Source organism: Chryseobacterium sp. RU33C, assembly GCF_900156015.1.
GTDB classification, from domain to species: Bacteria; Bacteroidota; Bacteroidia; order Flavobacteriales; family Weeksellaceae; genus Chryseobacterium; species Chryseobacterium candidae.
Genome location: NZ_FTMT01000034.1, coordinates 19600 through 33218 on the forward strand (window position 1 = coordinate 19600; position 13619 = coordinate 33218).

The window sequence follows — 13619 nt, forward strand, 5'->3', positions numbered from 1 at the left end:
ATTGGGCTTCGGCCCAATGATTTTTCTACTACAAAATTGATATACTATGAGAAAAAAATCCTTTTTTATTCCCCTAATGGCCCTGATGCTTCAGACAGCGCCGTTGCTCAAAGCCCAGCAGCTTAATCCTTTGGGAGTCTGCTATGTGGAGGTGAATAACAATAATATGCTGAATGCAGGTTCATATACTCTGCAGAATACCAACAGACAGCTTTTTGATGTTGCGATTATTTTTGCAGCGAATATCAACTATGATGTTTCCAAAAACCGAGCTTATATCTCAAACAATAATAATGTTACTAAAGTTCTGAATGATGTTAATACTTACGTAAAACCCTTACAGCAAAAAGGAATAAAAGTATTACTGGATCTATTGGGAAACCACCAGGGAGCCGGGATTTCCAATTTTCCTAATCGTGAAGCGGCTAAAGATTTCGCTTTACAGGTAGCTCATACTGTTTATACCTACGGTTTGGATGGAGTAGACCTTGATGATGAATACGCGGGATATGGAAATAACGGAACAGGACAGCCCAATAACAGTTCTTTTGTAATGCTTTTGAAGGAATTAAAAGCTGCAATGCCGGATAAACTGATCACATTCTATTATTACGGACCTGCTACTACAAGACAAACGTATAACGGAGATTTAGCAGGAAATTATATTAATTATACCTGGAACGCAATGTATAGTACTTACAATGCACCTGTTGTTCCACCTCTTGATAAATCTAAAATTTCTGCTGCTGCAACCTGGATTCAAAACTCAAATCCAAGTTCAACTTCTGCAACTACACTGGCAAGCTTAGCTACCAGTACAAAGAATGACCAATACGGAGTGTTTATGTGGTATGATCTGGGAGGGACGGACGTAGCAAGCTATCTTAGCACAGGCTCCAATATTCTTTATAATGAAAATACTCTTTTAAGCGGTCAGTTATATTCATGGTCTCAGGGGCAAACCTGTGATCCGCCACTGGGACTTGATGTTTCCAATGTAACAGGAACTTCTGCCCAGCTGAACTGGGCTTCCAATGCTTCCCAGTCTTACAATATTGATTACAAACCAGCTAATTCAACGGTATGGACAAACGTTGCTAATAATTATTCAGGGAATAATATTGTCATCAACAATCTTACCCTGAATACCAATTACGATTGGAGAATACAGTCGAACTGCTCACCGACATTAACAAGTACTTATATTTTTGCCCCAAGGTTCAACTCCGGAAGTGGCTGCACTACGCCATCAGGATTGACTTCCGGAAGTTTCCTTGGTAATACCGCTCAGTTGTCTTGGGATGCAGGAAACGCAACTTCATATACACTGCAATATAAAACTGCCGCTGCTACAACCTGGTCTGAAATTCCAAATATTACAACTAATTCCTATTCATTACAAAACCTGACACCTAATACAAACTATGTATGGAAAGTACAGGCTTCATGTGCGGGAGGAACTACAAGTACCTATTCAGGGGAAGGATCATTCAACAGTGGTTTTGCTCCGGTTACAAGTCCGGGGGCAAGGTCTCTTTCTTTTAACGGAAGCACACACTATCTTAATGCAGGACAATTTAACCTGAGTGGAAATGCCGTGACATTTGAAGGCTGGGTAAAAGTAAATGCTTTCAAAACAGGCTTCCCATATATCTCATCAGTAATGGGTATAGAAGTAGGAGATAATAACTCGGCCATGCTTCGTTTCGGAGATGGAAACCTGGCGAATAATAAGCTGCAGTTTATATTGAGTTTTGGTTCGTCACAGGTGAAACTGAATACGAATACAGCATTCAACACTAATACATGGTATCATATAGCAGCCACTTATGATGGTGCGGCAATGAAAATTTATGTAAATGGGAACCTCGATGCCACTTTTGCGGTAACGGGTAACTTTACGGCAAACGGAATCCTTTATCTGGGACGAAACTATGATAATTCCCGTACAATCAACGGTTTTCTGGATGAATTCAGAGTTTGGAAAAAAGCACTTACACCACAGGAAATCCAGAGTAACAGCTGTAATGTTCCTGCCAACTCTACAGGTCTTGAAGCCAACTGGAAAATGGATGAAGGAAGTGGAATGGGAGCTTTGGATGCTACAGCCAACACTCATTTTGCAACCCTGATCAATATGACAGATGCCAACTGGAGAACAGATGTTGCCTGTGCTTCTAATCTTGCAGTGAAAGATGTTGAATCTGTGAAAGATAACAGCGCAGTCTATCCGAACCCTGTGAAACGAGGAAATGATATTCACTTTGCTATTGGCGACAATTCGGCAGCTGAAGTAGCATTGTATGATATTTCAGGAAAATTATTCAAAAAACAGAACATTAATCAAAATAATAATGCAGTGAATACACAGGATTTAATCAGTGGTACTTATATTTACAAGATTACATCTGCAAACAGTAAAGTAATATCAACAGGTAAAATTATCGTGAAATAAAATTCAGATAATGAAATAGTTAATGGAATAAATAAAAACAAAGTCTGAAATACAAAACAGGCAGACAGAATGTATACTTCTGTTTGTCTGTTTTTTCAGTCACAGGGATGTCTTGAATTTAAAATAAAAAATAATGCAGAATATAATAGGAATTGATATCGGAGGGTCGCACATCACGCTGGCTCAGGTAGATCCGGAAAAACGTGAAATCATTTCATCAACCTATGTAAGAGAACATGTAGATGCTTTTGATAAAAAGGAGATTATTTTCTCGGCATGGGTTTCAGCCATTGAGAAAGTGGCTCATGATCTGGTAGAAGAAGATCTTCTGATCGGTATTGCAATGCCCGGACCTTTCGATTATGAAAACGGAATATCGCTGATGCAGCAGGGAAAATTTATAGATATCTATCAGGTGAATATTAAAGAAGAACTGGCAAAAAGACTCGGTATTTCTCAGGAGCAGATTCATTTTGTAAATGATGCTGCAGCATTTATGGAAGGAGAAGTATACGGAGGTTGTGCTCAGGGATTCAACAGGATTTTTGGCGTGACACTCGGTACAGGGTTGGGAACTACTTTCTTCAATGGAGAATTGGCTACTGATGAAGACCTATGGGATTCTCCTTTCAGAGCTTCTATCAGTGAAGACTATCTGGCGACACGCTGGTTTGTGAATCGTTATAAAGAAATGACCGGAGAAGAAATCTCAGGGACTAAAGATTTGTTGGATAAGCCCAAAGAAATACAAACCAGAATATTTGATGAATATGCAGACTCTTTCTCAGAATTTATTGAGAAATATGTAGACCACTATAAACCGAAAGTTTTAGTTATAGGAGGAAATATAGCCAAAGCATATCCTTATTTTGAACAACAATTTATTCAGAATTTAACAAAGAATAATATTAACTTGCAGGTTAAAATTTCTGCGATATTTGAAGATGCGGCCATTCTTGGAGCTGCCAGCTATGCATTAAAAAAGCGTATATAAATTAAAAAACGAAAAGATACAATGAAGTTTATATTTTCTACTTGCTTACTGTTATTACAGGCCTGGGCTTTAGGTCAGAATATTTCACCCGTAGATTATGTGAATCCTTTGATGGGAACACAATCCAAACCTTCATTATCCAATGGAAATACCTATCCGGCAGTCGGACTTCCATGGGGAATGAATATCTGGACACCGCAGACCGGTAAAATGGGTGACGGATGGGCTTATACCTACGATGCAGATAAAATAAAAGGATTTAAACAAACCCACCAGCCCTCTCCATGGATGAATGATTACGGCGCATTTGCCATCATGCCTGGAGTAGGAAAGATGAAATTTAAAGAAGACGAAAGAGCAAGCTGGTTCAGCCATAAAGCTGAGGTTACCACACCTTATTTCTATAGCGTTTATCTTGCGGACATCAATGTTACCACAGAATTTACCCCTACTGAAAGAGCCTCTTATTTTAAATTTGATTTTCCAAAGACAGACAGCGCTTATGTAGTGGTTGATGCGTTAAACAAAGGATCTTACATCAAGATTTTACCGAAGGAAAGAAAAATTCTGGGCTATACGACAAGATATTCTACCGGGAAATATGAAAACTTTAAAAACTATTTTGTCATTCAGTTTGATAAAGATTTTGAACTGACAAAAACCTGGAAAGACGATAAACTGGTGAATGATCAATTGGAAATTACCAGTGATCATACCGGAGCTGTAGTAGGTTTTAAGCTTAAAAACAAAGAGACGGTATATGCAAAAGTAGCCTCTTCATTCATCAGCTTTGAACAGGCAGAATTGAATCTTAAAAGAGAAATCGGAAATAAAAACTTTGAACAGGTAAAAAACGATGCTAAAAATATCTGGAATAAAACACTTGGAAAAATAGACGTAAAAGGAGGAACAGATCAGCAGATGAGAACATTTTATTCTTCTTTATACAGAACGTTATTCTTCCCGCAAAAATTATATGAAGTGGATGCGCAGAACAAAATAAAACACTGGAGTCCTTACAACGGGAAAATTGTAGATGGAAGAATGTTTGGCGGGACAGGTTTCTGGGATACTTTCCGTGCTTTGTACCCGTTCCTGAATCTTGTGTATCCTTCGATCAATGTTGAAATGCAGGAAGGATTGGTGAACGCTTACAAAGAAGGAGGTTTCTTACCGGAATGGAGCAGCCCCGGATATTCTGATATTATGATCGGAAACAATTCCGCGTCCGTAGTAGCAGATGCCTATATCAAGGGACTTCGTGGATACGATGTGGAAACCCTTTGGCAGGCCGTAAAACATGGAGCCAATAACGAAGGCCCTATTGAAGCGGTAGGCCGTGCAGGAGTAAAATATTATAATGAATTGGGTTATGTTCCTTACGATGTGAAAATCAATGAAAATGCGGCAAGAACGTTAGAATATGCCTATGATGACTTTTCCATTTATCAACTGGGGAAAACATTGGGAAAACCAGCTTCAGAAATTGATATTTACAAAAAAAGAGCGTATAATTACAAAAATCTGTTTGATAAAGAAACAGGTCTGATGCGTGGTAAAAATAAAGACGGTAATTTCCAGAAACCATTCAATCCTTTCAAATGGGGAGATGCTTTCACAGAAGGAAACAGCTGGCATTACACATGGTCTGTTTTCCAGGATATCGACGGTTTGGCAGAACTGATGGGTGGGAAAAAGAAATTTGAAGCCAAATTAGATGAAGTATTTTCATTGCCTCCGGTTTTTGATGACAGTTATTATGGAGGCGTGATCCACGAAATCAGAGAAATGCAGATCATGAATATGGGACAGTATGCCCACGGAAACCAGCCTATCCAGCATATGATTTATCTGTACAATTATGCAGGAGCTCCTTACAAAACTCAATATTGGGCAAGACAGGTGATGAACAAACTGTATCACGCTGCCCCTGACGGATATTGCGGTGACGAAGATAATGGACAGACTTCCGCATGGTATATTTTCTCAGCCCTTGGGTTTTATCCGGTAACGCCGGCAACAGATCAGTATGTATTAGGTGCACCTTTATTTAAAGAAGCTACCATCTATTTGGAAAATGGTAAGAAAATTGAAATAAAAGCTCCGGAAAACAACGCAGATAATTTATATGTAAAATCTTTGAACGTAAACCAACAGCCTTACTCCAAAAACTGGCTGAGCCATAAAGAATTGATGAAAGGAGCCATTTTAGACTTTAAGATGGATAACAAGCCCAATAAAGAAAGAGGTTCACAGGAAAAAGATTTTCCCTATTCAATGTCAAAAGAAGAATCAAATAAATAATTGTTAATTTAGAAATACAAGCTGTATGAGTACAGGAAAAAAAGAAATATTCGATAGAGTAGGAAGCATGCTGCAGACACAAGGTTTTAACATCGCAGCAAAAGATGATACAAGACCATGGGGTGGTTTTTTTGTAATTGATGAAACACAGGCACAGGATTTTGCCAACCAATATTTCGATGGAATTGATGTAGATAACCTGAGAATAGGAGGAAAACTAAGCCCAAAAATTCTTATCGTTGCTCCGGAAGCAAGATTAAGCTGGCAGTATCACCACAGAAGAGCCGAAATCTGGCAGGTAGTGGAAGGAACGGTAGGAATTAAAAGAAGCAATACTGATGAAGAAGGAGAATTGAAAGAATACGGGCCGAAAGATCAGGTGAAACTTCAGCAGGGCGAAAGACACAGATTGATAGGTTTGTCAGACTGGGGAATTGTAGCTGAAATCTGGCAGCATACCGATGCCTCCAATCCTTCAGACGAAGACGATATCGTAAGAGTACAGGATGACTTTGGGAGATAAATACAAAATCCGCTTCATTGAAGCGGATTTTGTATTGAGTCAGGAAGCTTGAGTCAGGAAGATGGGAGTTGCTGCGGGTTTTCAAAACTTTTTATTATTCTTCGGTATCAATGCTGAATTTATTAGCTGACAGCAAAAAAATAAACCTAATAGGTCTCAAAGACCTATTAGGTTTTGTTTATTCAGAGAACATCTGTAATTTATTCCCAAATAAGAATTCTACCGGCTAATAGCGCTCCCTGCTTCATTCTTCCAGCTTCCCGCTTTTAAAACGTCACATCCAGTCCCACATAGAAGTTCGCCTTCATAATTGGAGCGTACACCATTCCGCCGTCAAAATAATTTCCGAAAGGATTTTTAAAATCTACAATCGCATTTTTCTGATAATAAGAAGTCAGGTTTTCTCCTCCAACATAAGCTCTGATCTTTTTATTGAAATTTCTTGAGATCTGAGCATTCAGAACTGCATAAGATTCCGAATAAGCTGGTAGCTGAAACTCTGCCGGATTAGTTGATGTATCAGGAAGTCTTTGCTTTCCAACCCAGTTTAAAGTCGTATCAAAGCTCCAGAATCCACCATTATCATTTTTATTGCTTGAATAGGCCAGGTTCACAAAACCCCTGTGTTTTGCCATAAAAGGAACTTCTCTTCTTCCTCCGATATAATCAGCCTGTACATCATAATACTTATAAGCTAGCCTTACATCAAAATTTTTGAAAGGCGTAAAATCCCACTGCGTCTGGAATGAATTAGCAAAGGATTTTCCTTCCAGATTATAGAATGTCAGCTGTTGAGGAGACTTATCCAAATCTACCAACACCTGATCCTGGAAATCTGTTCTGAAAAAGTCTGCAATAATGCTGGATTTTCTTCCGAATAGCTTAAATTCCTGTTGTAAGCTTGCCCCATAATTCCATGCAATTTCAGGTCTTAATCCGTAAATATTTCCGCCGTTGGGTACAATATTAATGGCTCTGTTTGATGCAAAATACTGCTGGCTTTCCGCAAAAACATTCGCCGTTCTGAATCCTCTTCCCGCAGAAAGTCTTAAAATAGTCTGAGGCGTGAAATCATATTTGAAATTAAGCCTCGGTGTAAACTGAGTGCCTGCAAGATTGTGAAAATCCACCCTTGAACCAGCCACTAAAGTATATTTTAAACCAGTTAAAGTATATTCGGCAAAAATTCCCGGTACAATTTCATTTCTTCTCATATCATCTGTCAGATACGTTTCTTTATATCCGTCATATAAGAAACTTGCACCCGCTTTATACTTGTGGTTGGTATTTCCGATGATGCTTTCAAAAATTAAATTGGAATAGTATGTGTGCTGCTGCCCTGCATAATTTCTTAATCCGAAGAAGCTGTCCTGTTGGTGATAAACATACTGGTTCATCCATCCGATACTCTGGTAAGGTTTTCCTTTAAAAACATACCCTGTTTTATTCCAGACCTGGAATCTTGAAATATCGATTCCTACACCATAGGGAGACTGTTTATCCTGAGACAATTTTTTATCAAAACCAATCTGTCCTGCAGTTCTTTCATCTCTGATAAAATTAATCCCGAAATGAGACCCGAATCCTGACTTTTCAAGGTCATTATAATTCAATAAATAGGCTGCATTGATCTGTATTCCTTTCGGTCTGTCCAGAAAACCGTCATCATTCATATCCGTATTGCCAAAAGTTCCGTTTCCGTGAAGAAGAAAGGTTTGTGACCATTTATCGTTGATAGGAGAAACATTGGTAATATTGATTTCTGCTCTTCCATTGAAGTCAGAAAAAAGGTTTAGCGATGTTTCAGGAGTCTTTGCATTCTTTAAAAGCTCAGTATTGATTTGCCCCGTGATACTTTCATAACCGTTCGTTACGGTACTTCCACCTTTTGTCAGCTGAATACTCTCAATCCATCTTCCCGGGATAAAGTTTAATCCGTAAGCAGAAGCCAATCCTCTGATTTCAGGCAGTTGTTCCTTCGTTAAGCTGGTATATTTCTGATCCAGACCAAGCATTTTCAGCTGTTTTGTCCCGGTAACCGCATTGCTGAAAGATACATCTACCGTTGCATTGGTTTCGAAACTTTCGGAAAGATTACAGCAAGCTGCCTTTAACAGCTCTTTTTTATCAATAGTAAAGACAAGTCCGGCCTCTTTCTTGCTTAAAGCTGTTGCCGCCTTAGAGCCTGTTACAACAACACCATCAATACTCCTTTCTTGCTGAGCATGATCCTCCTGGGCATTCGAGGTATCATTGCTTTTATGATTCTCATGCTTTGTTTCTTCTTCGTAGTGTACTTTTGGATTGGGTTCACCAAAAGTGAAATCCCTGTCATACAGGCAGCATCCCGGAAGTCCGTTGTATACGGCATCTGATACTTTATATTTTTCATTATCATGCCCTGCATCAGCAATTGCTTTTAAAATCTTATCTGATGAAGTTGTTGAAGGGTCAAAATGTAAAGCAACCGTTTGTTTCTCTACATTCCATTCCGCAGTATTCGCACCCGCATCTTTTGCTGCCTTTTCAATTCTTGCTTTACAAGAAGCGCAGTTTCCTCTTACGTAGAATTCATTTTCTTTTTTAGTGGAAATATTAGTTTCTGCATGGTTCTCATGATGTGTTTCTGCCTGTGAAGGCTGTAAGTCCCGGTCGTAATGACAACATCCCGGAAGGCTTTCATAGATTGTATCAGAAGCTTTGAATTTCTCATTATCATGCCCTGCATCAGCTACCTTTTTTAAAATATCATCGGCAGATGTTTTGTCTGTTTCAAAGGTTAAGGTTTGAAGATCGATAGAGTAGACTGCCGTTTTAGCACCTGCTTTTTTGGCCGCACTTTCAATTCGGGTTTTGCACATTTCGCAGTTCCCTTTTACCTTGAACTGATTTTTTGAAAGGGTCTGAGCAGATATCAATTGGGTAAACAGGAATAATGCACCAAGTATTAACCTGGAAATAGATAATTTCATTTTGTTTAAAAGTTTAAATTAATTAAAAAAACAGTTCACTATAGGACATAATGAACCCTTAAGATTTTAATTAACCTATCTTGGGCGGCTGCCAGATTTCCTTTAAACGGTCTGAAAGATAAGGATCTGCATACTGAAACTGAGGATTCTTATTTGATTTGTAATAAGAAAGTTCCAGACGTAAATTTTTTGAGAAAGGGGTTTCAATAAACGTGTAACAGGCAACACATGACGAGCAGCAGTCATCATTACATGATTTTGTTTTATCATGGTTGCTGTCTTTTTTTGAAGAATGATTTTTACAGCAGTCCATTTTTTGGGAAGATTCTGCTTTACAGCATGTTTCCTGCATAGATTGCGCATAAAAGTTATCCTTGGGAATCAAAAAAACTCCCAGACAAAAAACTATTGCAAGTAGGTGAAACAGCTTCATCTCTGCAAAAATACAAAATTTATGGTAATGGATCACCAACTTTCAGAGAACAGCTATGCCAGGGTTCTCCATGTGCCGGATTCAGTTTGGGTTTTTCACCCATTGCCAGATTCTGTGCAGCAGGAGCGGGAGCCGGACTTGGAGTAGCCTGAACTGTATTTTGTGCTGGCTGTGGTGTTGGAGCGGGCTTACTGTTTAATGGCTGTCCTACGGGAATGTCGCATCGGTGTCCCGGCTGTCCGTGTGGAGGGTTCATTCCCGGCGCTGTTTTCGCCTGTTTTCCATTGTTGTCAATGGTAATTTTTCCTGGTGATACGGCATTAGGATCTAACTGAACAATATTGTTTCCGTTTGCATTTATATTTTGAGAAGTAGGAGTAGCGGTAGCAGGAGCACCATTCAGAGGTTGCCCTACCGGAATATCACATCGGTGTCCGGGCTGTCCGTGTGGAGGATTCATTCCCGGAGCGGTAGCCATAGGAGCAGGATTAGGGCTGGATTGGATACCTGCCTGATCCATCAGAGCGGTTTTTGAGGTGGTATTTAGGGCTACTTTGGGTTGTCCTGCGTTAGCTTCATCTTTTAAGTAAGTAGCTCTTTCATCCTTTTTACAGGATGCGGCTAATAGTGATACGGCGATCAAACCTATAAATGTATTCTTCATATCCATGGGTATGAAACAAAATTAGCAAAACATTTTCAATTGTTTTGCTAATTTTATACTTATAATTTGATTTTTGGATTAATTTTTCACCAAAAGCCTGAATCCTTCTCCGTGAACGTTGATGATTTCTAATCCTTCGTCGTCTTTTAACAACTTACGAAGCTTGGCAATATAAACGTCCATACTTCTTGCTGTAAAGTAATTTTCTTTTTTCCAGATTTTTCTTAAGGCAAGATCTCTTGGCATAAAATCATTTCTGTGGATGCAAAGAAGTTTTAATAATTCATTTTCTTTAGGAGAAAGCTTGTATTCTTTATCACCTACTTTCAGCTGTCTCAGCATAGAGTCAAAGAAAATATTGCTGATCTTGAACTGTTCCTGTTCTTCATTTTCCAAGGTAGAACTTCTCTGAAGAATTGCTTTGATCTTGTATAAAAGAAGTTCAGTATCAAAAGGCTTTGTGATATAATCATCAGCTCCCAGCTGATATCCTTTCAAGATATCTTCTCTCATATTTCTTGCAGTAAGGAATATGATGGGTGTATTTTTATCAATCTTTTTTACATCTTCCGCTAATGAAAATCCGTCTTTTTTAGGCATCATTACGTCAAATATGCAGATATCGAATTCATTTTCTGTAAATTCTTTCAGTCCCTGCTCCCCGTCAGTGGCAAGAGTTACTTCAAAATTATTTATGGTCAAATAATCTTTAAGTACCGCCCCGAAACTCTGATCGTCCTCTACTAATAATATTCTGTTGCTCATAATTTTAATAATTAATAATTAACAATTAAGAATGAACTTCCTCACTCTATCTTCTATATTTTGATATTTGGTTTAAACTTATAATTGATAAACGATCATTGATAATTGATGTGAAGATATTTTTTATCATTTATCGCTTATCATCTATCATTTATTTTCTAGCTCATTGGCAGCTTTATCGTGAACGTACTTCCTTTTCCTTTATGAGAGTCTACGATAATCTGTCCTTTGTGCAGTTCTACAATTTTCTTCACGTAAGAAAGGCCTAATCCCTGTCCTTTTACATTGTGAATATTTCCGGTTTCTTCTCTGAAGAATTTTTCGAAAATTTTGGTTTTATTCTGGGTATCCATTCCCATTCCTTTATCGGAAATTTCAATCACGTACCAGTGTCCCTCATTTCTTGTTTCCACATGTATTTCCGGTGCTTCAGGAGAATATTTGTTGGCATTATCCAGTAAGTTGACCAGCATATTGGAGATATGGAATTCGTCTATTTTAAAATTGTACTGCGTAGCATTGAACTTCTGCGTAAGCGTTCCGTTTCTTTGCTGTACAATCAGATTGAAAGATTCTGTTGTTTTTTTAATCAGCTCTCTTACGTTGGCTTCCTTTAAAAACAGCTCTACTTCATTTCGCTCAAGCTTGGACATATTAAGCACATTTTCCACCTGCTTTTTCATCCTTAAGTTTTCCTGTTTGATCAGTTCGGAATAGTATTTTACCTTATCCGGATTGGTGGCAATTTTGTCATTGGCCAATGAATCTGTTGCGACAGAAATGGTTGCCAATGGAGTTTTAAACTCATGGGACATATTGTTGATGAAGTCTGTTTTTACTTCAGCAAGCTTTTTCTGTCTCATCATATAATTGATGGAAATAATATAAATTCCAAGAATGGTAAGGAGAGAAAGGAATGTTCCCAAAAGCATCGGCCAGTTGTTCATCGCCAGGGAATATTCTTTTTTAGGAAATACCAATGCAAGGCTGTATAACGTATTTTTCTTATCTGCAAAAAGAGGAAAACTGTAGGTATTGCTGTCTTTCTTTTCTTTATAAGCCTTATTGGCAATGCTGGTAAGCTTATTATTACGATCCAGAACTCCATATCCGAACTTGGCAGTGATCCCTCGTATTTTAAGTTCTTTGGCAATAACGGAGTCCAGTGTTTTAGGATCTACTCTTTTAGTAATAGGAAGGTTGTTTCCATATACTTTCACAAACTCTTTCATAGAGTAATCTCCCGTTTCGATCTCCTGATTGATATCTGTGGTAAGAAGTTCGCGGTTTGTGGTGTCTCTTTTTATTTTGTAGGCAGCTTCGTCCGTATATAGAGTAGTCAGCTTAATAGAATCTCCTTTCTGAGAAATTGGGAGCTGCGTTTTTTCAATAATATTTTTGGAATAGATAATCTGTCTTTGAGTACCGGAGTCTTCCACTTGTTGGATTGTAGTTAAAGACGGCTGTTTACTGTTTGCCAGAATATTTTTTCTGAAATCTTTATAATCCTGATTCAGGTATTTATCAGCTTCAATCTCTTCAATACTTTTTGAAGTACTTTCCAAAACCGCATATACTTTATTTGAAAAATCCTGTTCCAGTACGCCGTAATAGCCTTTCAACCAATAAAATTGGAGCGTCACGAAGACAATCAGTGAGATTGTCATAAACACTGAAATTATTGGGATGAATTTGTTATTCATTATTTAATTATATAGGTTTTGAAAAAATGAATGTTAAAATTAATTATTTTAAGACTACATAAACAAAAAACGAGCCAAATAATTGTTTTTTTTTTCTTAAAAGAGTGTTTTTTAACAATTATTTATGAATTATCCTTTACTTGTTATATGAAAAGTCCTTTTCAATAATAAAATGCTAACTTTATTAAAAATAAAAATTATGGAATCTGTTATTATTTTCAACAAAGATTTTGATGCATCAAATGTTTATGTTATGAAGATCTTTAAGGCTGATGTTTCAACCATTTGGAACCATTTTACACAAGTCAGATTATTGGATGAGTGGTGGGGGCCTAAACCGTGGAAATGTGAAACGGTAAGTCAGGATTTCAAAGAAGGAGGGATCTGGATGTATACAATGGTAGGCCCAAACGGTGAAAAAGGACCTATGTATGCTCAAACTCAATATGGGGAAATAACGGAGCACAGAAGTCTCGACTGGATGAGTGCCTTCTGTGATGAGAAAGGGAATGTCAATGAAGATTTCCCAAGGTCAAAATGGCTGCTTGGCTTTACCGGAGTGGAGGAAGGAACTAAAGTAACCATTAATATCCATTATCATTCTCCTGAAATTATGAAAAAACTTATGGATATGGGATTTGAAGAAGGTTTTAAAATGGGGCTTAATCAATTGGAAGAATTGATTGGATAAGTTTAAACCAGTAAAAAATAGACACTATCCCACAAAGTGTGTAAGTTAAAAAGTCAGGGCTTGGATTTTATAATCTGAGCCTTTCTTCAAAAATAAGCATAAATTGGTTGAGAAC

General features: G+C 37.9%; 10 protein-coding genes. 5 read left to right on the plus strand and 5 right to left on the minus strand.

Translation table 11 applies throughout. The features are described 5' to 3' along the window. Window positions 1-46 precede the first annotated feature (46 nt). The 4 genes from BW946_RS20090 to BW946_RS20105 all read left to right on the plus strand — a co-directional run bounded on the left by BW946_RS20090 (window position 47) and on the right by BW946_RS20105 (window position 6276). On the plus strand, window positions 47-2455 hold the full coding sequence (locus BW946_RS20090) for an endo-beta-N-acetylglucosaminidase H (protein ID WP_076597871.1): 2409 nt from the start codon (window positions 47-49) through the stop codon (window positions 2453-2455). Window positions 2456-2588: 133 nt separating this feature from the next. Next, entirely contained in the window at window positions 2589-3449 is an 861-nt protein-coding gene (locus BW946_RS20095; protein ID WP_076597872.1) for an ROK family protein, read from the plus strand. Between the two features lie 21 nt (window positions 3450-3470). After that, window positions 3471-5753, plus strand: coding sequence for a GH92 family glycosyl hydrolase (locus BW946_RS20100; protein ID WP_076597873.1), 2283 nt, complete (start codon window positions 3471-3473; stop codon window positions 5751-5753). Window positions 5754-5778: 25 nt separating this feature from the next. Next, window positions 5779-6276: a cupin domain-containing protein gene (locus BW946_RS20105; protein ID WP_076597874.1), complete on the plus strand. Its 498-nt coding sequence runs from the start codon at window positions 5779-5781 to the stop codon at window positions 6274-6276. A gap of 266 nt (window positions 6277-6542) precedes the next feature. Here BW946_RS20105 and BW946_RS20110 read toward each other — a convergent pair whose 3' ends face one another. The 5 genes from BW946_RS20110 to BW946_RS20130 all read right to left on the minus strand — a co-directional run bounded on the left by BW946_RS20110 (window position 6543) and on the right by BW946_RS20130 (window position 12813). Further along, window positions 6543-9248 (minus strand): TonB-dependent receptor domain-containing protein, encoded by a 2706-nt coding sequence (locus tag BW946_RS20110; protein ID WP_083688934.1) that lies wholly within the window; start codon window positions 9246-9248, stop codon window positions 6543-6545. Window positions 9249-9318: 70 nt separating this feature from the next. Then, on the minus strand, window positions 9319-9561 hold the full coding sequence (locus BW946_RS20115; RefSeq protein WP_228402664.1) for a hypothetical protein: 243 nt from the start codon (window positions 9559-9561) through the stop codon (window positions 9319-9321). Between the two features lie 139 nt (window positions 9562-9700). Beyond that, window positions 9701-10345: a polyadenylate binding domain-containing protein gene (locus tag BW946_RS20120; protein WP_228402666.1), complete on the minus strand. Its 645-nt coding sequence runs from the start codon at window positions 10343-10345 to the stop codon at window positions 9701-9703. A gap of 78 nt (window positions 10346-10423) precedes the next feature. Continuing rightward, a complete protein-coding gene (locus BW946_RS20125) occupies window positions 10424-11110 on the minus strand; it encodes a response regulator transcription factor (protein WP_002982671.1) in 687 nt (228 codons plus the stop codon). 158 nt (window positions 11111-11268) lie between these two features. After that, window positions 11269-12813, minus strand: coding sequence for a sensor histidine kinase (locus BW946_RS20130; RefSeq protein WP_076597877.1), 1545 nt, complete (start codon window positions 12811-12813; stop codon window positions 11269-11271). 199 nt (window positions 12814-13012) lie between these two features. Between BW946_RS20130 and BW946_RS20135 the strand changes: the two genes are divergently transcribed. Beyond that, window positions 13013-13504 (plus strand): SRPBCC family protein, encoded by a 492-nt coding sequence (locus tag BW946_RS20135; protein ID WP_076597878.1) that lies wholly within the window; start codon window positions 13013-13015, stop codon window positions 13502-13504. The last annotated feature ends 115 nt before the right edge of the window (window positions 13505-13619 follow it).

What these genes read in the sequence shown, in the direction of transcription:
- BW946_RS20090 (WP_076597871.1), top strand. Translation starts at nt 47, where the DNA reads ATGAGAAAAAAATCCTTTTTTATTCCCCTAATGGCCCTGATGCTTCAG.
- BW946_RS20095 (WP_076597872.1), top strand. Translation starts at nt 2,589, where the DNA reads ATGCAGAATATAATAGGAATTGATATCGGAGGGTCGCACATCACGCTG.
- BW946_RS20100 (WP_076597873.1), top strand. Translation starts at nt 3,471, where the DNA reads ATGAAGTTTATATTTTCTACTTGCTTACTGTTATTACAGGCCTGGGCT.
- BW946_RS20105 (WP_076597874.1), top strand. Translation starts at nt 5,779, where the DNA reads ATGAGTACAGGAAAAAAAGAAATATTCGATAGAGTAGGAAGCATGCTG.
- BW946_RS20110 (WP_083688934.1), bottom strand. Translation starts at nt 9,248, where the DNA reads ATGAAATTATCTATTTCCAGGTTAATACTTGGTGCATTATTCCTGTTT.
- BW946_RS20115 (WP_228402664.1), bottom strand. Translation starts at nt 9,561, where the DNA reads ATGGACTGCTGTAAAAATCATTCTTCAAAAAAAGACAGCAACCATGAT.
- BW946_RS20120 (WP_228402666.1), bottom strand. Translation starts at nt 10,345, where the DNA reads ATGAAGAATACATTTATAGGTTTGATCGCCGTATCACTATTAGCCGCA.
- BW946_RS20125 (WP_002982671.1), bottom strand. Translation starts at nt 11,110, where the DNA reads ATGAGCAACAGAATATTATTAGTAGAGGACGATCAGAGTTTCGGGGCG.
- BW946_RS20130 (WP_076597877.1), bottom strand. Translation starts at nt 12,813, where the DNA reads ATGAATAACAAATTCATCCCAATAATTTCAGTGTTTATGACAATCTCA.
- BW946_RS20135 (WP_076597878.1), top strand. Translation starts at nt 13,013, where the DNA reads ATGGAATCTGTTATTATTTTCAACAAAGATTTTGATGCATCAAATGTT.